This is a genomic window from Dyadobacter soli (assembly GCF_900101885.1).
GTDB lineage: Bacteria > Bacteroidota > Bacteroidia > Cytophagales > Spirosomataceae > Dyadobacter > Dyadobacter soli.
Genome location: NZ_FNAN01000004.1, coordinates 206,050 through 230,421, shown reverse-complemented (window position 1 = coordinate 230,421; position 24,372 = coordinate 206,050). Strand labels below are relative to the sequence as shown.

The following is a 24,372-nucleotide window of genomic DNA, read 5'->3' as shown; positions in this document are numbered from 1 at the left end:
AGGTGTAGATTAAAGAGTTAGATTATTGGGATAAATAATTGTACAAAAATTATGCCAAAAAATCGAACTGCTTTGGCGTCGAGCACGCAGTAAAAGCAGTTTAACGCGGTTCCACAACTTGGGAAAATGCCCTGGCGCCATTCCCGATTTGGGGAAAACAAAAAGAGCGGCATTGCTGCCGCTCCCTGTATTAGCATTATTTTGTGATTCAGATTTCCACGCCGCCGACATTCTCGAATACCAGCTCACCTTTCGAATCGAGCTCCATCATGATCACTGCGTCCTTCGCAACCTGCCCGCTCAGAATGCCTTTCGACAATTCATTCAGGATTCTTCTTTGAAGTACCCGTTTCAGCGGACGTGCACCGAATGCGGGATCGAAACCGTCCTCACCGAGTTTGGTGAGCGCCTCGTCGGTCGCATCCAGCGTGATACCCTGCTCTTTCAGCATATTCTGAATGCCTTTGAACTGGATATCCACGATTTTGCGGATGTTTTTCAGCGTCAATGGTTCGAACAGCACAATCTCGTCGATACGGTTCAGGAACTCGGGCCTTACCGATGCTTTCAACAGGTCGAGCACAGCCTGTTTGGCCTCCTCGACGATCAGCGTGCGGTTCCAGCCTTCGTCTTCCGCGAATTTCTCCTGGATAATGTGGCTGCCGATGTTCGATGTCATAATGATGATCGTGTTCTTGAAGTTCGCCACGCGACCTTTGTTATCGGTCAGACGGCCCTCGTCAAGCACTTGCAGCAGGATATTCCACACATCCGGGTGCGCTTTTTCGATCTCGTCGAGCAGGATCACGCTGTACGGTTTGCGGCGCACGGCTTCGGTAAGCTGCCCGCCTTCGTCGTAACCCACGTATCCCGGAGGCGCGCCCACGAGGCGGCTTACCGCGTGGCGTTCCTGGTACTCGCTCATATCGATCCGTACCATGGCATTCTCGTCGTTGAACAGGTACTCGGCCAGCGTTTTCGCGAGTTCGGTTTTACCTACCCCGGTCGGACCGAGGAAGAGGAAGCTGCCGATCGGCCTTTTCGCATCCTGCAAACCTGCGCGGCTGCGGCGAACGGCGTCGGATACCACTTCAATCGCCTCATTCTGGCCTGCTACGCGCTGGTGCAGATGTTCTTCGAGTTGCAGGAGTTTCTCGCGGTCGCTTTGGAGCATTTTGCTCACCGGGATACCCGTCCATTTGGCCACTACTTCCGCAATGTCCTCTGGCGTGATTTCTTCCTGCATTAAACTTTCCGCATTCTCGGATTTTTGCAGTTCTTCCAGCTTGGCATTCACTTCCGGAATGCGTCCGTAACGAATCTCCGCAACCTTACCAAAGTCGCCCGAGCGCTCGGCCTGCTCGGCTTCGAGGCGCAACTGTTCGCTTTGCTCTTTCAATGCACGCACCTCATTTACCTTACCCTTTTCATTCTCCCATTGGGCTTTCAGGGCATTGCGTTGCTCGCTTAGGTCGGCAATTTCTTTGTTCAGGACGGTTTCTTTGTCCTTGTTATTTTCACGACGGATCGCCTCGCGCTCGATTTCGAGCTGCATAATGCGGCGGTTCAGTTCATCGAGTTCTTCGGGAACGCTATCCATTTCGAGTCGCAGCTTCGAGGCGGCCTCGTCCATTAAGTCGATGGCCTTATCGGGGAGGAAACGGTCGCTGATGTAACGGTTTGATAGCTCCACCGCCGCAATTACCGCGTCATCCTGGATGCGGACACCGTGGTGCAATTCATATTTCTCCTTAATACCCCTCAGAATGCTGATCGCATCTGGAATGTTAGGCTCGTCTACCATTACAGCCTGGAAACGGCGTTCTAGTGCCTTGTCTTTCTCGACATACTTTTGATATTCTTTCAAAGTAGTAGCGCCGATTGCGTGCAGTTCGCCACGCGCCAGTGCCGGTTTCAGCAGGTTTGCTGCGTCCATGGCGCTTTCGCCTCCGCCACCCGCGCCGATCAGCGTGTGTATTTCGTCAATAAAGAGTACGATTTCCCCCTCCGAATCGGTCACTTCTTTGATAACCGCTTTCAGTCTTTCTTCAAATTCACCTTTGTATTTCGCACCTGCGATGAGCAAGCCCAGGTCGAGGGATACGATCGTCTTCGATTTTAGGTTTTCGGGAACGTCGCCCTGCACGATGCGTTGCGCAAGACCTTCCACGATAGCGGTTTTACCCACACCCGGCTCGCCGAGCAGGATCGGGTTGTTTTTAGTACGGCGGCTCAAAATCTGCAATACCCGCCTGATTTCCTCATCACGACCGATCACCGGGTCAATTTTGCCGGCTTTGGCCAATTCATTCAAATTTTTGCTGTACCGTTCCAGGGAGCGGTATTTGGCTTCTGCGTTTTGATCTTTCACAGGGTTATTCTTTCCTCTAAGTTCTTTGATAGCATTGATCAGTTCCTTCTCGCTGAATCCCAGCTCCTTCATCAGGGTGGCTGTGGAATCTTTTCCGCTCAGAATACCCAGTATCAGCAGTTCGATGCTGATGAATTCGTCGCCGAATTCTTTCAGGTAATTCTGTGCCTTGCCGCTGGCAGCGGCCATATCGTTACCCAGGTAGGGCTGGCCCCCACTCACACGCGGGTAGCCATCCAATAGCTTCTGCAAACGGTTGTTGAGTACGTCTGCGCTGATATTGAGCTTATTCAGTAAAAACAATGACGTATTCGGGTCTTCCTCCAAAATGGATTTCAACACATGCCCCGTTTCGATAGCCTGTTGCTGGTTGCCCTGGACCATCTGAGCGGCATGCTGGATCACCTCCTGCGCCTTAATAGTATATTGGTTAAAGTTCATAGCGTTGGTCACGTCGTTAATGATACAATGCTATTCAAAAAAGGGTGTGCCGACCGTTTAAATCGGAAATTTTGTCTCAAAAATGTGACTTGAAGAGGTTTTGTCGGACAAAATGGCAAGAAATCAATGACTTTTCTTTTCGATTTTCTTGTGGATTTCCAGCGTTTCGGCCAACGCTGCGGAACCGTACCACATCAGCAAATCCATATCGAGGAGCTTCGCTTGCACCGCCGGATCGCTTTCTACGAGCTTCCTGCCTTCTTCGAGGGATTCTGCATTGAGGATGAAAATGCCGCGGTACTTGTCGTTTTTGAAGAACGGACCTGCTACGACGAGCTTTCCGGAATCGGCCAGGCGGTTGATATTCTGCATATGCCCGGCGAAAAGGCTATCAGTCCTGCTTTTCGGCAGGCCGGTAGCCGTTCCGGTTTTCAGGAGCACCATTACATACTTTTTCATGCCATACTCATCCGCGCCGAGCTTCTTGGCTAGCGTCGAATCGTAAGCAGTGGATTGGGAGTAACCGAATTTTGGGGCGATCAGTGACGCGAGAATCAGGAGTGTGATGTACAGGGCTTTCATAGTCGGTCGATTTATGGGTTAATGTTTAAATGTATTGATTTTTTGACTTAAAAGAATGCCTGAAACGCAAGAAGCTGCACGGGTGATCCAGTGCAGCTTCTTGCTCGAAATTTCTAAACCAATATCAGATATCCATTTGCGTTTTGAGCAGATCTTCCAGCGTTTCGCGGCGTCGGACGAGCTTCGCTACGCCATTATCGATCAGCACCTCGGCCGGGCGGACGCGCGCATTGTAGTTGGAGCTCATCGTCAGCCCGTACGCACCCGCATTCAGGAACGCCAGCACGTCGCCCTGGCGTACTTCGGGCAGTTCGCGGTCGGAAGCGAATGTGTCGGTTTCGCAAATATAGCCCACCACATTGTAGTGCTTCAATTCTCCTTTCGGGTTTGAAATGTTGAGAATATGATGGTAAGAACCGTACATCATCGGGCGGATCAGGTGGTTAAGGCCCGAATCCACGTGCACGAAATTGCGCGCCGGATCTTCTTTCACCACATTGGTAGTCACAAAAAGAAAACCCGATTCGCTCACGAGAAACTTGCCCGGCTCGAACCAAAGCTGCAACTCGCGGCCATACTCCTGGCAGAAGGTCTGGAAGCGTTTGGATATTTTTTTACCCAGCAAATCCATATCCGTAATCGCATCGCCGGGCAAGTAGGAAACCTTAAACCCGCCGCCCAGATCTACGACTTGAAGATCGGGGAAATGCTTCGCGGTTTCGAAAAGAATGTCGGCTACTTTCAGGAACGGCTCGGCATCTTTAATGTCCGAACCGGTATGCTGGTGCAGGCCGATTACTTTGATATCGTATTTTTTGATAACCGCGAGAATATCGTCCAGCAACAACACCGAGATCCCGAATTTGGAATCGGCGTGCGCAGTCATGATCTTGGTATGCCCGCCCGCGGCCACATTGGGCTTAATGCGGATCATGCAAGGTTTGGTATTGCCGTAAGTCTGGCCGAACCATTCGAGCAATGAAATACTGTCCACATTCACGATCGCTCCGGCTTCCACCGCCTCGCGCACCTCTTCGAAATGCACGCCGCTGGGCGTAAATGTGATTTGGTCGGCGTCATAACCCGCCAGTTTACCCATTTCGAATTCACCAGGGGATACCACATCGAGTTCCACCCCGATTTCGCGCATCAGACGCAGGATAGCAAGGTTCGTGTTGGCTTTGCAGGCATATTTAATCTTCATATTAACCCCCGCAAATGCATGTTGCAGCTCGGCGGCTTTCCGACGGATCGTCGCGCCGTCGTACACGTACAGCGGGCTTCCGTATTGGTTAATTAACTGAACAGGGTCGATTCCCTGAATGGAATATGGGTAATGGTCAGAGAGTTGCATTTCGTTGGTATGGGTGGCAGCTAATGTGCGGGAATGTTCTGATTATAAATATTTGTCGAGGTAGATGGCCATTTCCTGTTGGAGTGCCTGGGCTTCCTGTTTCGCTTTTTCGGCGAAATCGGTGCCGTTGCTTGCGTAGATAATGCTGCGCGACGCATTCACAAGTAGCCCGCAGCTTTTATTCATACCAAACTTCGAAACCTCTTCCAGGTTGCCGCCTTGCGCGCCAACGCCCGGTACAAGCAGGAAATGGTCGGGTACAATGGCACGGATTTTCTGGAAATCGGACGGGTGTGTTGCGCCTACTACATACATCATACGTTCCGCGCCAGCCCATTCCTGCGATGTGCGCAATACATTTTCAAATAAAGTATTGCCTTCCACATTCAACCGCTGAAAGTCAGAGCTGCCCGGGTTGGACGTCAATGCAAGCAGAATCACCCATTTACCTTCGAATGCCAGGAACGGCGTCACCGAATCGCTGCCCATGTAAGGCGCCACGGTAATGGAGTCGAAATCGAGGCCGGACGACGATTTGTCGAAGAACGCACGGGCATAGAGGCCCGACGTATTCCCGATATCGCCGCGCTTGGCATCCGCGATCGTGAAATGGCTTTTGGGAATGTATTCGACGGTCTTTTGAAGGCTCTCCCAACCCTTTGGCCCCAATGCTTCGTAAAACGCGATGTTCGGTTTGTAAGAAACGCAATAGTCCGCTGTGGAGTCGATGATCTGTTTATTGAATTCAAAGATGGGATCGTCGGTTTTCAACAAATGTGCCGGGATTTTTTGGATGTCGGTATCCAAACCCACGCACAAATAAGACCTTTTAGTCGAAATTTGCTGGAAGAGCTCTTGATAAGTCATGATTTTGTAAATATTGCGGCGAAATTACAACCTCTGGCAATAGATTCATAAATTTGCCCCAACATTAAACTTTGCTCCAACCAACTCATAGCGACTATATGCAGATTCGAGAAACTTCCATTGCCGGTCTAGTTGAAATATTTCCAAGGGTCTTCGGCGACGACCGTGGAATGTTTTTTGAATCGTATAATGAGGAGACATTTGCGAAACTCGGTCTGCCTGTCAACTTTGTTCAGGACAATCAATCGTTTTCGAAAAAAGGAGTGGTAAGGGGCCTGCATTTCCAGAATGCGCCTTTTGCTCAGGGGAAACTGGTGCGCGTGATCTCGGGCAGAGTGCTGGATGTGGCGGTCGATATCCGTCCGGATTCGCCGACATTCGGGAAGCACGAGGTATTTGAATTAAGCGGTGAGCTGAACAATATCGCTTACATTCCGGAAGGTTTTGCGCACGGATTTGTGGCGTTGGAAGATGCTATTTTCAGCTACAAATGCACTAATCTTTATAATAAGGAATCCGAGTCGGGTATACTGTGGAACGATCCCGATCTGAACATCGACTGGGGAATCACCGATCCGATCGTGTCGGAAAAGGACCTGATCCTGCCTACATTCCGCTCACTTTTTGGGGAGTTGGTCAAGTAAATTTCAAAACCTATTTTTCAAAAAGCTCTTCCAGGGCTTTGGTAGCCACCTTCCGGGCCGAATGTGAATTCTGCCCGGTAATGAGCCGCTCGTCCATTTCGATGAATTCCACAAAAGGGATCATCGCTTTGGTGTAATTCGCGCCGCGCTCCTTCAACTGGTCTTCGAGGTAAAACGGTACTTCGCTTACAAAGCTGACGAGCGCTTCTTCGACGTTGGAGTAGGCTGTAACATATTTGTCCTGGATAAGCAACGAGCCGTCCGAAAGTCTGACATTAAGCAAACCTGAAACGCCATGCGCGACGGCGGTTACCATGCCGTTTCTTTCGTAAATCGCTTTGGCAAGATTTTGCAGCTCGGTATTTTCAGGCAAGTCCCACATCGCTCCGTGGCCGCCGGTGAAATAGATCAGCCGGTAGTCGTTTGCGTAGACTTCCGATGGTTTCAGCGAACTCTGCAATTTTTGCCTGAATGCCGCATCTTCCCAGTACCGCGCATTGCATTCGTCTTTCAGGTCGAGGCTTCGTTCATCCACCGGTATGGCACCGCCGAGTGGGCTGACAACATCCATGAGGATGCGTCTTTTAGCCATTACGTCATAAAAGTGCGTCAATTCATTCAGCCAAAGGCCTGTTTTCGAGGTTTTGGCCGGATAAGTGTCGTGGTTGGTGCAGACGATCAGGACTTTCATAGCTGTACATGGAGATGACTCCGGGTAATATAGCATAAACCCGGGAAGTTTCCATTACCAAAGCATTGTGCTTAGCTCAGCAGCTGATTTTTGTAAGCGAATGCAACCGCCGCCGCGGTGCTTTTAGTGCCTGTTTTTTCCAAAACCCGCAACCGGTGCCCTTCCACCGTGCGCACGCTGATGAACAGCTTGTCGCCGATTTCGGTCGTCGAGAGGCCGTCGCAGATCAATTGAAGTACTTCTTTCTCGCGTGACGAGAGCGCTACGTTACACGCATTCGGGAAGAATGGATGCTTGTTCACCTGCCGGTTCACCATTTTACGGTGCATGGCCTTGGAAACGAAGTCGTTGTAGTAAAAACCCTCTTCGTGAACCCTTCTGATCGCCTTTTCGACCTCGTCGGGGCTGGTATCTTTCAGCAAGTAGCCCTGTACGCCCTTTTCGAGCATATGTATCACGAAACGGTCCTCATTGTACATCGAAACGACGATGATCTTGATGTTAGGAAAGCGTTCGAAGGCAGCTTCCGTGGCCTGGATGCCGTCCATGACGGGCATTTGCAGATCCATGAAAACGATGTCAGGCGTGTTGGCGGGCAGGCGGTCCAGGAGTTCCTGGCCGTTGCCGGCTTCCAGTATAAATTCGAAATCGGGAATGCCGCTCAGCATGGAGATAAACCCCTTTCTGAATAGTTCGTGATCGTCGGCGATTCCTAGTTTAAGGGTGCTCATAGCATTAAATATTCACTCGTTCCCGGCGGAATGGATGTAATGGTTCAGGTTTATTACCGGATGCCGGATTCACCGGAATCCTCGCGATGGCGCTGGAACCGCCCTTGGCCGGCTGTTCGTACTGGACCGTTCCGTTCACAATAGCCAACCGGCTTTCGATACCAAGCAAACCCAGCCCGGCCAGGTTGCTTTCTTTTATTTTTTCGGGGTCGAAACCGACACCATTGTCGGTAACCCGCAAACCTATCATTTCTTCATCGATTTCCAGCACAATATCGATTTTTGTGCAGCTCGCGTGCTTGATCGCATTGTTGACCAACTCCTGCATAATACGGTAAAGCGTCAGTTCCAGCTTCTGGCCCTGACGCGGAAATTCTTCTGTATTCGATTGGAAGGCAATTACCAGATTGTTGTCCTCTTCCAGCTTATGAATGAACTCTTCGATCGCCTCCATCAGCCCGAACCGTTCCAGCGTAGTCGGCACCAGGTCGCGCGTGATACGTCGCACATGCAGGATCGTCTCTTCCACCAGCGACTGCGACTTTTTCATAATGCTCTCTTCCTTCTCGTCGCCGGAGTTGGCTACTAATTTACTCAATTGGTTGAGACTTAACTTGGTAAGCGACAGCATGGTGCCGATATCATCATGCAAATCCTGCGCAATCCGCCGCCGCTCCGTTTCCTCCGAATTCAACGCGGTGTCGAGCAACATGCGATTGTAGTTTTTCTCGATGTCGCTGATCCGCTTTTCTTCTTCGAACCGCTTTTTCTGGTAGTACATTACGAACATGATGACGAAAAATGCCATCATCAGCATCGCAATGGATGCAATGAGTAGTCCCAGTTTAAGTTCTTCGTTACTTTGCATAAGAGCTACCAGTGTATTGGGCGATCCCAATGCTAAAAAGTAAAAGACTTACAGTTTCAAATGCGTAAGGTATGTAGTCTAAAGATCCGATATCCATCCATTGATCCCATTTCGAAGCGTAGTGAAGAACTGGGGCAATAAAGAGGAGGCTGGAATAATATAATAGGAATCCCGAACAAATCCAAAAAAAAGGATAAGTAAGCAAGTTTGGGATTTTGAGTGCGCGCATCGTATTGTAGAAGTATAACATGATCCAAAACAGCATCAAGAGACTTTCCAATGTAGTGGAATACAACACCATCTTGTGGTTATATAAGTCACCCATGGATGGATTTGTATGTATAATATCCCAAGCCGAAAATGCTACGAATAAAATCCATGAGAGCATCAGCCACTTGCGCTGTGCGTTATAATCTAATTTGTAATAAAACATCCAGCTCGTCAATACATATCTTACCGGAATGTTCAGGTTGTAGTATAGAACCGAATTTTTTCTTTGTGAAGCCAGATCAAACATCACAAGGTCGACCCCAAACTTTAAAATCAAATAGACAAATAGGATGAAAAACATCTTATCATTGTATGCTCTCTTCCGCCAGATTAGCAAAATAGGTAGCAAGTTTAGAAATACCGGCGCGCTGATGACTGGCTGCCTTATAATGTAGGAGCAGTAATTCTCAAGCATCGACAATGATTTTGAATGTTAGCAACGGCGAGGGCAAATAGGTCCGTTGGCCATTGCCTGCCCATCAGACGGCATATCTTTGTGTCCGCCAATAGTCGTAAGTCCTGAGAGCTCCTGACCATCAGCATCGACTGGCACGATTACAAGGCGTGGTGTAGGTCTACCTTTACCGCCGCTCGTTACAATCGGCTCATCCTCGTCATGGTTTTCTTCTCTCAAACCGTAGTAAATGCGAAAACCAATAGGTTTTCCACCACATCCCTTTAAAAGCTTATTAAAAGTTTCGAGGCCAAAAAACTCAGCTTCGACGTAGTTCTTACCATCCTTTTCGATAAGCTCTTTGACATTTTGATGGTTGGTTGTGAAAAGTTTCGCTTCTCTCGCAGAGATCAGCTGACCTTCCTGTCCTGTGTACTTGGCCATTCTCTTCTGATTAATTAAGGTTGAACAATGATGAGTAAAGTTAATCCCCACCCCCAATGTAGCCAAATGGCATATAGTGAATTGATTTAACGGTTAATTGTAACTAGTTGTGAATCAATCGAATTTATTCAATTGAGTTTAAAATCGCGTAATTTTACGTATAAGTATCGGGAAAAATTACCAAGACGCATTTGTAGGCTTACTTGAATCATCAAACGGGGATTTTTGCGCTAAAATGCTTACATGAAGGAGCCTACATTTGTAAAGCGTTAGGGAAGACTTATAAAGGCTTTCTCACAAGATTAAAGGGTTAGGTTATACTCGAAAGCCACAATGGTATCCGTTGTGGCTTTTTGCCGTTAAATCAGTTTTTTGATAAAAACGGTTACAAAACATTGTGTATACCTTGGCGAAAGGGTAATTATGTAACCGAGTGTGCGCAGCTCGATTATTATTCTCACAGTTCAACCCCCATCAATCAAATGAAAAAAATTTTTGTATCTGCGTTGTGCCTTGTTACTCTCACATGGGCTTGTCAGAAAGAAGAAGAAAAGGTTAAGCCGGAAGTGCAAAAGTCCTCACAACTGACGGCTGAGGAACAACAGGTTGCTGATAGAATGGGAGCTGCGATCTCTTTAAATGATTTTCAGCAAATGAAGGAAGAATTTAAGAAATCGGTAGGATCAGAAGATACTAGAGCAGTGGCTTATGGTAAAACTGTTCTTGAGCAAGTCCTTTCTCAAAAGGGTTGTGTAGGGATTCGTTTTTACTTTGCAAAGGATAAAGAAGGCAAGACAACGCTCGTATTTATTGGCGTTGATAAGAATGGTAATGATATAACAGCACCTGTAAACGCGAAGACGACAGACGGAGCGCCGCAGACAGGAGGCGGTGGTCCGTTGTGTCCGCGTAATTGCTAAAAAGCAGCTAGCTACGTTTATCAAAGCACAAGTGAAAATCTCACTTGTGCTTTTGTCATTCAATGGGTGTAATTAATTTGCATTCGTTTAATGACTAAAAATGAAACCAACCATAGAAATCGAATATTGCCCCAAATGCGGCTGGCTGCTCAGGGCGGCCTGGATGGCCCAGGAGCTACTAACTACCTTTGCCGAGGACCTGCATGCGGTGCAGCTGCGCCCGTCCGAGGTAGCGGGCCGGTATACCATCAAACTGGATGAGGAACTGATATGGGATAGAAAGCGGGAAGGCCATTTCCCCGAGCCGAAGGAAATCAAGCAGCGGGTAAGGGACATCATCGCGCCCGAGCGCAGCCTGGGGCATAGCGATCGCTAACCGTATTACCCCAAGTATTTGTGTCATTTTGGCGCATTTGTGTTGGATGGACTGCAATTTTGGCGTGCGTATTGGAGGCTGTTTCACGTAATCGGGTGAAATGCATTATAGGCATTGATCTGTCCTGACGGCCGTTTTTTAATTTCTCAACCCCGTCCTTACCATCGCCCATTCATCATAGTTTTTGACATAAAACGATCTTTGGCACGCAGTTTTTCGTTAATAGTTAAAACTTGTGAACCTAAAACGCGATAGCTATGGAAAGCAAACTGAAAATACCACGGGAGATGTTGATGAATATAGATTTTATCAACACAGTGAACGGTGGAATGAGTGAGCCCTCTATCAAGCTTGACAAAGGATCGGACGGTTTCGAAGTAGTTGTGAAAATTCCAGGCATCGAGGTTGAGGACTTGCAATTGGAAGTTGTGAAAGGTAAGAGAAACTCTAATAACTTGAAGTTGTTCCACTTACTGCCTATTTTTTCACAGGAAAATTTGCCCGATGACGAGCAGTGGAAGACAATTCGTTTCATCAATACCTTCGTCATCCCGGACGGAGTGGATATAGACAATATATCGGCAAGGTACGACGATAACCATCGTCAATTGGTGCTCTTCCTTCCCTTTGGAGATGAGCAGGGTGATTATCACCGCAAGGTGGATATCGAACGTTGGTAGAAATTAGTGATCATTCATATGAGAAGCCTGGTAAATTGCCAGGCTTTTTTTGTTGCCTGTGGGCGTGCTCAGGGCACTTTTCGACAAAAATTGCGAAGTATTTCGATTGGTCTATGGTACTTATCCGAGTAGTGCTTGTACGCTTCCAATAGAATGCATTAAGATTGAGTAAAGATTCCACACTTTCTCTAAAAAAGGAATTTCCTATCTGTATCTTGCATTACAAATCCTTAGTGCTCGTCAATTTCTCAACGTATATGAAAAAGTCTAATATTTTCGCTTTTATTGAGCTTACGAAGCTGGTTGAAGAACTCAAAGTAGACCAGTCCAAACTGAGGCAGAAACTGAAATCGCAGTCTGCCTACTTCAACATCATCGAACCCAGGTATTTTTCAGAAGGATTAGTTGGCGAGTGGGAAAGCATTCTTACCGTCATCAAGCAGAAGGGTGCCAAAGTCAATGAGGAGGGCCGTATTGTTTCGAATGCGGTAAGCAACACCATCGACCATCTTAGCGATCATGAATGCCACTCACTCGTGGAGCGCGTGCAGACGATCTATGATTCGGTGAAGAAAGAATTTCAATAAGGGAAAAGGCCCTGCAAGGTACTCCGCCGATGCAGGGCCCGAAAGGATTAGTTGACGGTCCCGCCGTTCCAAACGTCTTTGCCCGGCTGTACAAATGCGAGGCTGCCATCGCGGTCTTCGGCCATGAGAATCATGCCCTGGCTTTCCATTCCCATCATCTTTCTCGGGGCGAGATTTGCCAGGTATAATACCTTTTTGCCGATCACTTCTTCGGCTTTGAAATGCTCCGAAATACCGCTCAATACCGTCCGCTGTTCCGACCCGATATCGATCAGCAACTTCAACAACTTCTTGCTTTTCGGCACATTTTCGGCTTCCAGGATGGTCGCAATGCGAATATCCATTTTGCCGAAATCCTCAAACTGGATTTCGGGTTTTACCGGGGCGACAGTTTTACCTTCCAGCTCATTCAAACGTTTGGCATCGTGCAGTTTTTGCACCTGTTTCTCGATCAAGCTGTCTTCTATTTTTTCAAAAAGCAGTTTTCCTTCCAAAACGGGCTGACCTGCCGGCAGCAAATCCGCATTGCCCGCATCCTGCCAATTTTTCCCCGACAATCCCAGCTGTTCCTGGATTTTAGCTGCTGTAAATGGCAATACGGGCTCGGAAACGATCGAAAGCGTGGCTGAAATCTGCAATGCAATATTCAAAATCGTGTTTACGCGTTCCGGATCGGTTTTGATCACGTGCCATGGCTGGGTATCGGCCAGGTATTTGTTACCCGTGCGCGCCAGGTCCATAATGAGCGACAAAGCCTCGCGGAAACGGTAATTTTCCATTGATTCGGCAATGCGTGCGGGGAATGCGGCCAGGTCGTTTAATGCAGCCTGATCGATCTCCTGCAACTCGCCACGCTGAGGCACTTTGCCTTCGCAGAATTTCTGCGTGAGCACCACGGCGCGGTTGATGAAGTTACCGTAAATGCCTACCAGCTCACTGTTATTGCGGGTTTGGAAATCTTTCCAGGTAAATTCGCTGTCTTTGGTCTCAGGTGCATTTGCGGTGAGCACGTAGCGAAGGACGTCCTGCTTGTCGGGCAGTTCTTCGAGGTACTCGTGCAGCCACACGGCCCAGTTGCGCGAGGTCGAAATCTTGTCGCCTTCGAGGTTCATGAACTCGTTCGCTGGCACATTATCCGCCAGAATGTAGTTGCCTTCGGCCATCAGCATGGCCGGGAAGATAATGCAGTGGAATACGATATTATCCTTGCCAATAAAATGCACGAGCTTGGTTTCGCCTCCACCGTTCGTCGGTTGCCACCACTTTTTCCAGCCTTCGTCGGTACCATTCTTTTGAATAAGCCAGTCTTTGGTAGCCGAAATGTAGCCGATAGGTGCTTCGAACCACACATATAGTACCTTTCCCTCGGTATCTTCCACGGGTACTTTAATGCCCCAGTCGAGGTCGCGGGTCATGGCGCGGGGTTTGAGTCCGTCTTTCAGCCACGACTGGCACTGGCCGAATACGTTGGTCTTCCATTCAGAATGGCCGTTCACGTAGGCTTCAATATCCGGCTGCATTTTATTCAGGGGCAGGTACCAGTTTTTAGTCGCTTTTAAAACCGGCTTCGCACCCGAGAGCGTCGAGCGCGGGTCTTTCAGTTCGAGCGGGCTTAATGTCGAACCGCAGCGTTCGCATTGGTCGCCATATGCATTCGGGTTCGCGCAAACGGGGCAGGTGCCTACAATGTAACGGTCGGCGAGGAACTGCTGCGCGGTTTCGTCATAGTATTGCTCGGTCGTTTCTTCGACGAATACCTTTTTGTCGTACAAATCCCTGAAAATCTCACGGGAAGTTTCATGATGGATCGGCTTGCTGGTGCGGGAATACACATCGAAAGAAATACCTAGCGATTTGAAGGAAGCGTCTATCTGCTCGTAATATTTATCGACCACCTGCTGGGGCGTCAAGCCTTCTTTTTTTGCACGAATCGTAATGGGCACGCCGTGCTCATCGGTGCCGCTGATGAATGCAACTTCCTTGCCGGAGGCGCGCAGATAGCGAACGTATATATCAGCCGGTACATAACAGCCCGCCAAATGGCCGATGTGGATCGGGCCGTTGGCGTAGATCAGCGCTGCTGTGACGGTATATCTTTCAGGATTTGAAATCGGCATTTGAATTCAGGGATTTGAATATGGTATAATCGTAGGAGCGGCAAGGCTCCCCGGGTGTGGCCGGAGCGCAAAATTAGCAAAAAGGCTTGCAATGGTGTGACAAACTACTTTTTTACTACGAACTTTGACCCAAACAATTTGTTTTGCCTACATGAAAGTACTCATTACCGGTGCGACGGGCCTGGTGGGCAGTGTAGTGGCCAAAAGGTTCCTGTCGGAAAATCATGAAGTATTCGCATTGACGCGCCCTGGTGCGGACAAGCGCCTGCTTGCGGAAGCGCATCCGAAACTGACCTGGGTGGAAGGAGATATTCTCGACATTCTTTCACTGGAACAATCCATCGAACACATGGATTACGTCGTACACACGGCCGCGGTAGTCTCGTTCGTGCCGCGCGACCGGAAAATGATGTATAAGGTAAACCAGGAAGGCACTGCCAACGTGGTGAATGTGTGTTTGAAATACAAAACACAAAAACTGGTGCACGTAAGCAGCATTGCCGCTATCGGCCGGCCCGATAAGCGCAAGCAGGCTGCCGGGCAGGCGGTGGTACTAAACGAGGAACAGCGCTGGGAAGACTCGCCCGAGAATTCTGAATATGCCAAAACCAAGCATATGGCGGAGCTGGAAGTGTGGCGCGGCATTGCGGAAGGGCTTAATGCGGTGATTGTTAACCCTACATTGATCCTCGGTGAAGGTGACTGGGAAAAAAGCAGTACGCAGATTTTCAGGTACATATACCGCGAAAAGCCATTTTATACGGAAGGCATCGCCAACGTCGTGGACGTGAAGGATGTGGCCGAGATCGTGTACCGGCTGGCAGGTTCCGGCATTACGGGCGAGCGTTTCCTGCTTAATGCGGGGAGCATTTCGTACCATAATTTGTTCAATATGATAGCGGATAAAATGCGCCGCAAAAGGCCGTCCTTTAAGGTCGGTGCCGGGTTGGCGGGAGTGATATGGCGGGTGGAAGCGGTGAGGACCTGGTTGTTGGGAACAAAGCCCCTGATTACCAAAGAAACAGCGCAATCTGCCGCCCGAAAAATCACTTATGACAATGGCAAAGTGAAGAAAGCATTAGATTTTCAATTTCAGCCTATTGAGGAAACGGTGTCCCGCATTAGTGAAAGTTTGCTCGGGAGAGTTTGAAATCCGGGGAATTATTTTATAACTTTCTTTCATTAACAGTGGTGCATTTGCCCTCGATTATAACCTAGCGGTTCGTATGATGGAGAAAAATTTCGGTGAAAGGAAGGATTATATGAAGGAGACACTGCTCAGGTTCGAAAGAATGCTGAAAACCAGCGAGCCGGTCTTTTTCGATTTGGATACTTACGAAAAGGTTACAGTACATTACATAGAAAAGGGGGATTGGGAAAAAGCTTTCAAAGCTTGTGAGATGGGCCTGTCGGATTACCCCTATTCGCTCGACCTGCTGCTTAGCATGGTCCAGTTGCACGCCAACCGCGGCGAGCACGAATTGGCCCTCGAAATATTGGAACGGGCATCACTTTTTCATCCGGGCGACATTGAAATTTCTTTCATGCAAGTGGCGGTAGCCAACATGATGGGAGAATATGAAGAGGCGATCGAAATCCTCGAAAACCTGCTCGGCAGGGTGGAGGACAGGGATGAAATCTATTTCCAGATCGGGCAGACTTACCAGAACTGGGGCAAATACGAGGATGCGATCAAGTACTACAAAAGGTCGCTTCGCAACAATCTGAATAATGAGAATGCGCTTTTTGAATTGGCCCATTGTCTCGACCTGGTTGGGCAGTTAGAAAGTCATCTTGACTACTATAATGCGTTAGTGGATCGCGATCCGTTTTCGCATCAGGCATGGTACAATCTGGGCATCGCATTTAGTAAGTTGGAACGCCACGAGGACGCGGTTCACGCGTACGAGTATGCGACGCTGATCAAGGACGATTTCGCGTCGGCATTCTTTCAACTCGGCCATTCTTATATGGCGCTCGAAAAGTATGAAGATGCCAAAGCGCAATTCATCAGGGCGATAGAACTCGAAGGCGAGCAGCCTGAAACCTGCTGTAACCTGGGGACTTGCTACGAGAAATTAGGTGAATTCGAAACTGCCATTAAGTACTACCGCCAAACCGTGAAGCTGGATAGCCAGTGGGACGACGGCTGGTATGGCCTCGGCATTTGTTTCAGCGAACTGGGCCGTTGGTACGAGGCCGTCGGTTTTTTGCGCAAAGCGATCCAGATCACAGAATTGAACCCGGACTACTGGCTTGCATTGGCCGAAACGGAGTTCAAAGTAGGAAATGTGGTTTCCGCGTTCGAAGCATTTGAGAAAGCGGCGGAAATAGAGCCGTCTAACCCGGATATCTGGCTGAAATGGTCGTATGTGCTGTTCGAGCAGGGCAATTATGCCCGGGCTTGCGACTTGTTGCAGGCGGCGATCGATGAGATGTCCGAAGAAGCGGATTTGTATTATAGAATGGCCGTTTATCAGATCCACGGAGGCCAGTACCGCGAAGCCTTGGTAAACCTGGAAATCGGCCTCACGCTCGATTACGATGGTCACGAACAGCTTTTCGACTTCTTCCCTGATTTGGAAAAACAAAAAGCATTGTACCGCATTATCGAACAATACCGCGAAAAATAGCTAGCGAAGGCTTTCGTACAGTTGAACAAGCTGCCCGGCGATATGCTGACCAGCAAATTGTTTGACATGCTCCCGCCCCGCTTCCGATAAAGTATTCCGAAGATGAACATCAGTGACCAGTTTTTGCAGCTGTTCGCTGATGTTTTCTGTTTGATAGGGATCTGCATAAAGCCCGCCCGGGCCGCCTGCTTCTTCCAGGCAGGAACCTTTGGCCGCTAAAACCGGCGTTCCGCTGTGCAATGCTTCCACAATGGGAATGCCGAAGCCTTCATAAATGGAAATGTAGGCGAACACATCTGCGGCCTGGTACAATGCGGGTAAATGCGGTGTGGATACATTGTGCAGCAGCATTACCCGGTCTTCCAGCTTCAATTGATGGACTGTTTCTTTAATTTTGGTTAAATAGGCGGTCGGCTTGCCAACCAGTACCAGTTTGAAGTCATGATTTTTCAACCGGGCAAATGCTTCTACCAGCCGGTGCTGGTTTTTACGCTCTTCCAATGTGCCTACGCAAAGCACAAACGGTCCGGTAATTCCATATTCAGCACAAATGCGGACCCGTTCTTCCGGTGCAAGCTGTTTTTGGAATACCGGATTGCAATCCTGGTAAATGACCTTGATTTTCGAATCGTCGACACCGTATAACGCTATTAAATCACGGCGTGTCTGGTCGCTTACTGCCACAACGGAATCTGCCCGCTGGCAGGCAGATTGGAATTTGTGCCGGTAAATGGCGCGGTCGACTGGTTTGAAAAGATGGGGCAACCTTTCAAAAATCAAATCGTGAATGGTTACCACCGAACGGATGCCTGCACGCTGCAATCCTTGCGGAATTTCGTTGCTGAGGCCGTGGTACAAGTCGATATTTTCCCCGCGCAGCTGCCGCGTAATGCTTGCATAGCGCCAGTATGCAGAAAGTTTCCGGTCGATAAAACCTTTGGGATAACGAATTGAACCACTAGGGAATTCGTCGAACAGATTTCGGTTGTTTTTAGGCGTGTAGGCTAAATATTCATGACCGGGTTGGTGCGCCATTAGTGCGTCGAGTACGAAGCGGCTGTAATTTCCCAGACCTGTTTTGTTGGCAAACGCTCTTTTGGCGTCAAATCCGATGCGCATGATGTGTAACTGCAAGGCTTTCCGGGCAAAAGTCCGTATTTTTGCGGATACCACCGAAAATTATTGGTGGCTATTTTGTGTTACAAAGGAATGAAGAGAAACAATGTCCGCAAACGGGGCAACCCCAAAGCAACCTCCCTTTCAACAGCCGAAGAATATCAGATACACACGCTGGCCAACGGGATCCGCATTGCACACAAGCAGGTTCCTTACACGCAAATAGCGCATTGCGGCATTATGCTCGATATCGGCAGTCGCGATGAATTGCCTCACCAGCAAGGCCTGGCCCATTTCTGGGAGCATATGGCTTTCAAGGGTACTGAAAAACGAAGCTCCTACCACGTGATCAACCGGCTTGAAAACGTCGGCGGCGAGCTGAATGCCTATACTACCAAAGAGAAAATCTGCTTCCATGCCTCGGTACTCGACGACCATTTCGAGAAGGCGATGGATTTGCTGGCCGATATTACTTTCCATTCGGTGTTTCCCGACAAGCAGATCGAGCGCGAGCGGAATGTGATCCTGGAAGAGATGTCGATGTATGTCGATTCGCCGGAAGACGCCATTCAGGACGATTTTGATCAGCTGATTTTCCCGGAACACGCGCTGGGCACCAACATCCTCGGTACGGCAGAAACGGTCAATTCATTCGGCCGGGAGCATTTGTACGAATTTATCAACCATAATATCGATACCGAGCGCATTGTGGTGTCGTCGGTGAGCCGGCTGCCGTTTGCACGCGTGATCCGCATTGCCGAGAAATACCTCGGCGGTGTGCCGCACCGCACTACCAATCGGAAGCGGAATGCGCCGGTGATCTACACACCTGTACGCCAGGAGCGGGAACGCCCGATCCAGCAGGCGCAGGTCGCGATGGGCCAGCCCGCCTATGCATTGCTCGACGATCGGCGGTTGCCGTTTTTTATGCTGGTCAACCTCCTTGGCGGACCGGGGATGAATTCCCGGTTTAACCTTTCGCTACGGGAGAAGTATGGTTTTGTCTATTCCATCGAAGCCAATTACACGCCTTACCTCGATACTGGTTTTACGGGCATTTTCTTTGGTACGGAGAAAAAACAGCTGAGTAAGAGCATTTTCCTGATTAATAAGGAGTTGAAACGCATTCGCGAGGTTCCGCTCAGTACTTTGCAGCTTCATCAGACGAAGGTCCAGCTCATGGGCCAGCTGGCGATGTCGGAGGAGAGCAATATGAGTTTTATGCTCATGATGGCCAAAAGCATTCTCGATACCGGTAAAGTCGATTCGTTACCGGAGATTTTTGGTGAAATTGAGCAGATTACGGCGGCCCAGTTGCAGGAAATCGCAACGGAAATGTTCAATGAGCAGAATTTCAGCTACCTCACGTTCCTGCCTGAGGAATGATATTTTGGTATTAAAAACAAAAAGCGCTGCTGGTCCAATGGTACCGGCAGCGCTTTTTGCTTATCGTGTATTGTTACTTCGCTTCTGCCCGGTAATAGAGCGTCGAGGCGTTTTCAGGTTTCAGAATGGCTTTCGCGGCATTGTTAATATCGTCGGTAGTGAGCGCGCGGATAATGTCGGCGTCGGCATTGGCCCAATCCACATTGCCTGCGTTGGCGGCAAATGCCAGGTTCATCGCCCGGTTGAGCAGTTCCACCTCCGAAAATGCCAGCGATGCTTCCGATTGGTTCTTCACCTTCGTTACTTCCTCCTCCGTAGCGCCATTTTCAACGATTTCCTGCAAAATTTCAGTCACCGCAGCGTCGGCTTCTTCCAATGTGACGCCGGGGTTCAGGTTTCCTTTAATCATGAGCAAACCTGGATCAAGCGAGGAGATAATGCTGCCGCCGATACTATTGAACAATGCGCGTTCTTTGAGCAGCTTTTGATACAATCTTGAAGATTTACCCCTTCCCAAAATGTCGCTCAGCAAATCGCCGGCGTAAAAACCGGCATCGTACCTTCCCGGCATGTGGAAAACCTTGATCAGCGAGTTTAGCGGAACATTCGCCGAAGTTTCGAGGAAGCGGGCTTCGGTTTGCACAGGTTCGGCCGGAAGATTGCGGACGTAAGCTGGTCCCGCCGGAATATTACCAAACCATTTTTCAGCCAGTTCCTGCACTTTTTCGAATGGTACGGCGCCCGCAACGACCATTACCGCATTGTTGGGCCGGTAGAAGCGGAAGAAGAAATCCTGCACGTCGTCCATCGTGGCGCGTTCGATGTGGCCGATGTCCTTTCCGATCGTCGCCCAGCGGTAAGGGTGTGTTTTGTAGGCCAATGGCCGCAGTTTTAGCCACATATCGCCATAAGGCTGATTGAGGTAGCGTTGTTTAAATTCCTCGATCACCACCTTGCGCTGCACTTCGAGCACATTGGGATCGAACGACAGGCTCAGCATCCGGTCGGATTCGAGCCAGAATGCCGTTTCTACGTTATCAGCAGGTAATGTGATGTAGTAATTGGTAATGTCGGGTGACGTAAATGCATTGTTTTCACCCCCCACATTTTGCACCGGAATGTCGTAGCTGGGAATATTTTTGGAACCGCCAAACATCAAATGCTCAAACAAATGCGCGAATCCTGTGCGCTGCTCGTCCTCGTCGCGCGAGCCTACATTATAAAGGATATTGACCGCAGCCATGGGTGTCGAAAAGTCTTCGTGGACAAATACCCGAAGGCCATTCCCCAGTGTGAACTGCTTATAGCGAATCATATTTTATCAAAAAGGAAGTTGAATGTTGAGATTTTAGCCAAAATAAAACCGGGGACCGAAACCCGCGCATTCAATTATGGGTTATAAACAAAGCTACTGTTCAGCTGGGACACCACCAAACCAATTTAGTTGAGAGCCATGCAAATTACACTTCGTTCGCTGTGCATATGGGTTTTGTTTGCCCTATGCACAACGCAGGCCAATGCACAGTTACTGAATGACCCTGCTTCGTTAAAACACATTCAAAACAGCCTCGACAAAATTTACAATTACGAGTTCGACGAAGCGGTCCAGATTATCGATCAAGTCGAAAAAAAGTATCCCAATCACCCCGTTTCCTACATTCTCGATTCCTTCATTTTGTATTGGAAATACCTGCCGATCAAGGATAATCCGACGAAATCCAAAGAATACATCCAAAAGCTCGATCAATGCCTGGAAGCGATTACCAAGCGCTACGGAAAGAATAGTACCGATCCCGAAGCCGTGTTTTATACGATGGTGGCGCGGGGTTATATGGCTATGATGTACAACTATCGCGGCGAAATGATGGCGGCGGCAGGCGAGGGGAAAAAGGCTTATAATGCGTTTGTAGAAGGTTTCAAGCTGATGCACAAGAACCCGGAGTTCTACTTCACCTCGGGAATGTATAATTACTATGTGGAAGTGTATCCGGAAGAACATCCGATCGTGAAGCCATTGCTGGTGTTTTTCAAAAATGGTGATAAAGCTTTGGGTTTGAAACAAATAGATACAGCTACCAAAGTCGGGACGATCACCAAAGCGGAATCCTGCTTTTACATTTCACACATTTACCTGAAATACGAGGCCAAGCCGGAGAAGGCGGCCGTTTACATGGAAAAGCTGGTGGATCAATACCCGCGTAACCCTATTTATTTGATGAAAAACGTGGAAGCGCAGCTGCTTTCAGGGAATTATGATGAGGCACATGAAGGCGTTCAGCTCCTTCGTAAACAAAACACCGGCTTTTTCCCGGTCGCGTGGCGAACGTTTCAGGGGATTTTGGAAGAAAAAGACAGAAAGAACGACGCTGCGGCACAGAAAGAATACCTACTCGCATTGAAAACCCCGCACGACGATCAATACACGAAAGAGTATCATGCATTCGCCTACGCGGGCCTCGCGCGCATTTCCGCACGGGCGGGCAACAAAGCGAAAGCCAAGGAGTATTATAAAAAATGCCTTGGCAAAGCCGAATACCGGTCGGTAGTGCGGGAAGCCAAGGCATTCAAATAGGATAATGGGATGTGATCAGTTCGGGAACTGGCTTTTATCGAGTCTCGGGATGATCTTCAAGGCGTTCTTGTAATAAAGCTTTTTCAAGACTTCGTCGGACAGCCCCATGCCGTACATGCGCCAGAACGCGTGGTATTTTTTGTGGTAGGGGAAATATTCGTCCTCGGTTTCCAACACCCGGAAATAAGTAGCGTATTCGGCGGGTACCCAGCTGTCTTTCCCGAATAGCACGCGGTCCTGGTATTTATCAAAAAACTTCTTCGCAGTGCGCGGCTGGCGGCCCAGTTCCGCTATTACGGCGCCTATTTCCACATACATATTCGGGAATGCGATCATCAGGCTGTCGAGCTTTTTGAGGTTGTTGGGGTACCAGCCCATGTGCGCATTGATGAACGTCGTTTTGGGGTTCATCTTGAAAATATGGTGCTGCTCGGCGATCAGTGAGTCAAACGGAATGGGATCGTTGGGGCCGCGTCTGCGCCCTGGGTGCGTTTTGAGTTCGAGCCAGCGCTCGTTGTAGCGGTCCATCGGGTCCCAGAACGACGGTACGTCGGCCGTGTGGATCAGTACGGGAATGCCCAGCTCGCCGCATTTCTGCCAAACCGGCTGCAAGCGCGGATCGCTCACGGGTACGCGATTGCCCTTGTCGTCCTTAATGCCTGCGAAACCCAGGCTTTTATAGATTTTCAGACCTTTGGCACCCATTTTCACATCTTCTTCCAATTGCTTCACCGCCTTCGCCGACCAGTCCTTTTCGCCAAATCCTTTGAATTGCAGGTTAGTGAAAACAGCGATACGCTTCGGCTCGTTTTTGGTCACATTTTCCAATGACCCTTTCAAGGTAGCTGTCCCCTCTGCCCATTCCTGCGACCAGCCTCGGCCACTGAGGTTGACCATAATGGCCATATTGAGCGCGTCCATTTGCTTTACAAGCGCTTTCAAATCCTGTGAAGGCATTTGATACTGGTGATTGTGGACGTCGATAAACGGGAATTTTGCCTTTTTCAGCGGGTGCTCTTCCACTTTCAAAGTGGAGATTGGATCGTATTCTTCAAAACCGAGCGGTTGTTCGGCGAGTGGTGCGGATGATTGCTGGGCGCACGCGCTGAATGTCACGCCCATGGAAAGGGAGAGGAACAGTACTACTTTTTTCATGCAAATCTATTTTATCAGGAACGTTTGCTATGCAACACCGGGGAATATGCCCGGCTGGTAAATCAATGCTACGCAATGCGCCGCGATGCCTTCTTCCCTTCCCACAAACCCCAGGTGCTCGGAAGTGGTAGCTTTGATTGAAATGTCTTCTTCGGAAATACCCGTAACCTCTGCCAGGCAACTTTTCATGGCCGGGATATGCGGGTTCAGTTTAGGATTTTGCAATACGATGGTCACATCCACATTTCCGACTTCAAAACCCTTTTCGCGGATCATTTCCAGTACTTTGGCCAGGAGGATCTTGCTGTCGACGCCCTTCCATTGCGGGTCTTTGTCGGAAAAATGGTAACCGATATTGCGGAGATTGGCTGCGCCCAGGAGCGCGTCACACATTACGTGGCAAACCACGTCGGCGTCGGAATGCCCTTTGGCACCGTGTGTATGAGGGATTAAAATACCGCCGAGCCAAAACGGCCGGCCTTCTACCAACTGATGAACATCGTAGCCCTGGCCTACGCGGAATGGGAACATAATAGGTGTATTCGGGGTGTTATTAATTAAATAGTTTGTTTTTAATCGAATCGACTTCTGTCTTGAGCTTGTTCACAAGATCTCCAAGAGCTTGAATCTCGAGAGAAATTTTTTTAAGCTCATCTTCCTGCTGTGTTAGTTTGAATTCCAGTCGATTCGTCCGGGTGTATATCAATCTTTTAAATCGATTGAATTGTTTGTCTATCTGTTCAAAACGTTCGTCAACTTGTCTGAAACGTTCGTCGATCTGCCTGAAATATATGTCCAGCTGTTGGAAACGCTCATCTACCGCATCAAATTTTGACATCAGGAATTCGAACAACTCTGCGTTGTTATCGCTCGGCTGGGGGGCATCCCGGATCTTACGAATCGCTTCAATTTCTTCTGAATTTCTCCGGCACACTTCCATGAGTAGTGCAAAACTCTTTTCGAGCAACGTCTGCCGGTCATTCAAGACAAGCTCTTTCTTGGCAAGTTCCAGCAATCCTTCTTCCAGCGTTTTAAGATTGTACTCGTTGTAATCTTCCAAACGGGGAATGTCGTTGAGCATGCGCTCAATTTCGTCCAGTTTAAGTAATATGTCCGCTACCATTTCTTCCAGATTACTGATTCGTTCGCGATCGGTCATGTGAAAAGCACGTT

Annotated in this window: 23 protein-coding genes; 9 read left to right on the top strand and 14 right to left on the bottom strand. The window is 48.9% G+C overall.

Annotation, left to right across the window (positions count from 1 at the left end; all coding sequences use genetic code 11):
• Window positions 1-208: 208 nt before the first annotated feature.
• From clpB to pyrF, 4 genes are all read right to left on the bottom strand, one after another.
• Window positions 209-2,812 carry an ATP-dependent chaperone ClpB gene (gene clpB, locus BLQ88_RS07565; protein ID WP_090148131.1) on the bottom strand — a complete coding sequence of 868 codons (2,604 nt, stop codon included), beginning with the start codon at window positions 2,810-2,812 and terminating at the stop codon, window positions 209-211.
• Between the two features lie 123 nt (window positions 2,813-2,935).
• Window positions 2,936-3,394: a YciI family protein gene (locus tag BLQ88_RS07560; RefSeq protein WP_090148130.1), complete on the bottom strand. Its 459-nt coding sequence runs from the start codon at window positions 3,392-3,394 to the stop codon at window positions 2,936-2,938.
• 124 nt (window positions 3,395-3,518) lie between these two features.
• Window positions 3,519-4,748, bottom strand: a complete 1,230-nt coding sequence (lysA, locus tag BLQ88_RS07555) for a diaminopimelate decarboxylase (RefSeq protein ID WP_090148128.1) — start codon at window positions 4,746-4,748, stop codon at window positions 3,519-3,521.
• A 42-nt stretch (window positions 4,749-4,790) separates the two neighbouring features.
• On the bottom strand, window positions 4,791-5,615 hold the full coding sequence (gene pyrF / locus BLQ88_RS07550; RefSeq protein ID WP_090148127.1) for an orotidine-5'-phosphate decarboxylase: 825 nt from the start codon (window positions 5,613-5,615) through the stop codon (window positions 4,791-4,793).
• A 98-nt stretch (window positions 5,616-5,713) separates the two neighbouring features.
• Between pyrF and rfbC the strand changes: the two genes are divergently transcribed.
• Window positions 5,714-6,259: a dTDP-4-dehydrorhamnose 3,5-epimerase gene (rfbC, locus tag BLQ88_RS07545; protein ID WP_090148125.1), complete on the top strand. Its 546-nt coding sequence runs from the start codon at window positions 5,714-5,716 to the stop codon at window positions 6,257-6,259.
• A 10-nt stretch (window positions 6,260-6,269) separates the two neighbouring features.
• Here rfbC and BLQ88_RS07540 read toward each other — a convergent pair whose 3' ends face one another.
• The 4 genes from BLQ88_RS07540 to BLQ88_RS07520 all read right to left on the bottom strand — a co-directional run bounded on the left by BLQ88_RS07540 (window position 6,270) and on the right by BLQ88_RS07520 (window position 9,657).
• Window positions 6,270-6,950 (bottom strand): type 1 glutamine amidotransferase domain-containing protein, encoded by a 681-nt coding sequence (locus BLQ88_RS07540; protein WP_090148124.1) that lies wholly within the window; start codon window positions 6,948-6,950, stop codon window positions 6,270-6,272.
• 71 nt (window positions 6,951-7,021) lie between these two features.
• Window positions 7,022-7,681 (bottom strand): response regulator transcription factor, encoded by a 660-nt coding sequence (locus tag BLQ88_RS07535; protein ID WP_015812427.1) that lies wholly within the window; start codon window positions 7,679-7,681, stop codon window positions 7,022-7,024.
• 4 nt (window positions 7,682-7,685) lie between these two features.
• Complete coding sequence (locus BLQ88_RS07530) at window positions 7,686-8,549, bottom strand: sensor histidine kinase (protein ID WP_090148122.1); 864 nt, start codon at window positions 8,547-8,549, stop codon at window positions 7,686-7,688.
• Window positions 8,550-9,252: 703 nt separating this feature from the next.
• Complete coding sequence (locus BLQ88_RS07520) at window positions 9,253-9,657, bottom strand: hypothetical protein (protein WP_229212613.1); 405 nt, start codon at window positions 9,655-9,657, stop codon at window positions 9,253-9,255.
• A gap of 482 nt (window positions 9,658-10,139) precedes the next feature.
• On the opposite strand from BLQ88_RS07520, the gene BLQ88_RS07515 reads away from it, so the two are divergent.
• The 4 genes from BLQ88_RS07515 (at window position 10,140) to BLQ88_RS07500 (ending at window position 12,220) form a co-directional block, all read left to right on the top strand.
• Complete coding sequence (locus BLQ88_RS07515; RefSeq protein ID WP_090148119.1) at window positions 10,140-10,577, top strand: hypothetical protein; 438 nt, start codon at window positions 10,140-10,142, stop codon at window positions 10,575-10,577.
• Between the two features lie 100 nt (window positions 10,578-10,677).
• Window positions 10,678-10,953, top strand: coding sequence for an Rdx family protein (locus BLQ88_RS07510; RefSeq protein ID WP_090148118.1), 276 nt, complete (start codon window positions 10,678-10,680; stop codon window positions 10,951-10,953).
• Window positions 10,954-11,210: 257 nt separating this feature from the next.
• Window positions 11,211-11,633: an Hsp20/alpha crystallin family protein gene (locus tag BLQ88_RS07505; protein WP_090148116.1), complete on the top strand. Its 423-nt coding sequence runs from the start codon at window positions 11,211-11,213 to the stop codon at window positions 11,631-11,633.
• 257 nt (window positions 11,634-11,890) lie between these two features.
• On the top strand, window positions 11,891-12,220 hold the full coding sequence (locus BLQ88_RS07500) for a hypothetical protein (protein ID WP_090148115.1): 330 nt from the start codon (window positions 11,891-11,893) through the stop codon (window positions 12,218-12,220).
• A gap of 47 nt (window positions 12,221-12,267) precedes the next feature.
• Here BLQ88_RS07500 and metG read toward each other — a convergent pair whose 3' ends face one another.
• A complete protein-coding gene (gene metG / locus BLQ88_RS07495; RefSeq protein ID WP_090148113.1) occupies window positions 12,268-14,337 on the bottom strand; it encodes a methionine--tRNA ligase in 2,070 nt (689 codons plus the stop codon).
• 151 nt (window positions 14,338-14,488) lie between these two features.
• Between metG and BLQ88_RS07490 the strand changes: the two genes are divergently transcribed.
• Both BLQ88_RS07490 and BLQ88_RS07485 read left to right on the top strand, forming a co-directional pair.
• The gene (locus BLQ88_RS07490; protein WP_090148112.1) at window positions 14,489-15,487 is read left to right on the top strand and encodes an NAD-dependent epimerase/dehydratase family protein; all 999 of its coding nucleotides are present in this window, start codon (window positions 14,489-14,491) and stop codon (window positions 15,485-15,487) included.
• Between the two features lie 76 nt (window positions 15,488-15,563).
• Entirely contained in the window at window positions 15,564-16,970 is a 1,407-nt protein-coding gene (locus tag BLQ88_RS07485; protein ID WP_090148110.1) for a tetratricopeptide repeat protein, read from the top strand.
• Here BLQ88_RS07485 and BLQ88_RS07480 read toward each other — a convergent pair whose 3' ends face one another.
• Complete coding sequence (locus BLQ88_RS07480; protein WP_090148108.1) at window positions 16,971-18,089, bottom strand: glycosyltransferase family 4 protein; 1,119 nt, start codon at window positions 18,087-18,089, stop codon at window positions 16,971-16,973. It abuts the gene before it with no gap.
• 90 nt (window positions 18,090-18,179) lie between these two features.
• Between BLQ88_RS07480 and BLQ88_RS07475 the strand changes: the two genes are divergently transcribed.
• Window positions 18,180-19,472, top strand: coding sequence for a M16 family metallopeptidase (locus tag BLQ88_RS07475; protein WP_090148107.1), 1,293 nt, complete (start codon window positions 18,180-18,182; stop codon window positions 19,470-19,472).
• Between the two features lie 73 nt (window positions 19,473-19,545).
• Here BLQ88_RS07475 and BLQ88_RS07470 read toward each other — a convergent pair whose 3' ends face one another.
• A complete protein-coding gene (locus BLQ88_RS07470) occupies window positions 19,546-20,787 on the bottom strand; it encodes a M16 family metallopeptidase (RefSeq protein WP_090148105.1) in 1,242 nt (413 codons plus the stop codon).
• Window positions 20,788-20,925: 138 nt separating this feature from the next.
• Between BLQ88_RS07470 and BLQ88_RS07465 the strand changes: the two genes are divergently transcribed.
• Window positions 20,926-22,044: a tetratricopeptide repeat protein gene (locus BLQ88_RS07465; protein WP_090148103.1), complete on the top strand. Its 1,119-nt coding sequence runs from the start codon at window positions 20,926-20,928 to the stop codon at window positions 22,042-22,044.
• Window positions 22,045-22,059: 15 nt separating this feature from the next.
• Here the strand turns inward: BLQ88_RS07465 and BLQ88_RS07460 are convergent, their stop codons facing one another.
• From BLQ88_RS07460 to BLQ88_RS07450, 3 genes are read right to left on the bottom strand one after another with little or no spacing between them, the layout of a single operon-like run.
• Window positions 22,060-23,199 (bottom strand): amidohydrolase family protein, encoded by a 1,140-nt coding sequence (locus tag BLQ88_RS07460; protein WP_090148102.1) that lies wholly within the window; start codon window positions 23,197-23,199, stop codon window positions 22,060-22,062.
• Between the two features lie 27 nt (window positions 23,200-23,226).
• Complete coding sequence (gene ispF, locus BLQ88_RS07455) at window positions 23,227-23,730, bottom strand: 2-C-methyl-D-erythritol 2,4-cyclodiphosphate synthase (protein ID WP_090148100.1); 504 nt, start codon at window positions 23,728-23,730, stop codon at window positions 23,227-23,229.
• Window positions 23,731-23,752: 22 nt separating this feature from the next.
• Window positions 23,753-24,358: a hypothetical protein gene (locus BLQ88_RS07450; RefSeq protein ID WP_090148099.1), complete on the bottom strand. Its 606-nt coding sequence runs from the start codon at window positions 24,356-24,358 to the stop codon at window positions 23,753-23,755.
• Between the last annotated feature and the right edge of the window lie 14 nt (window positions 24,359-24,372).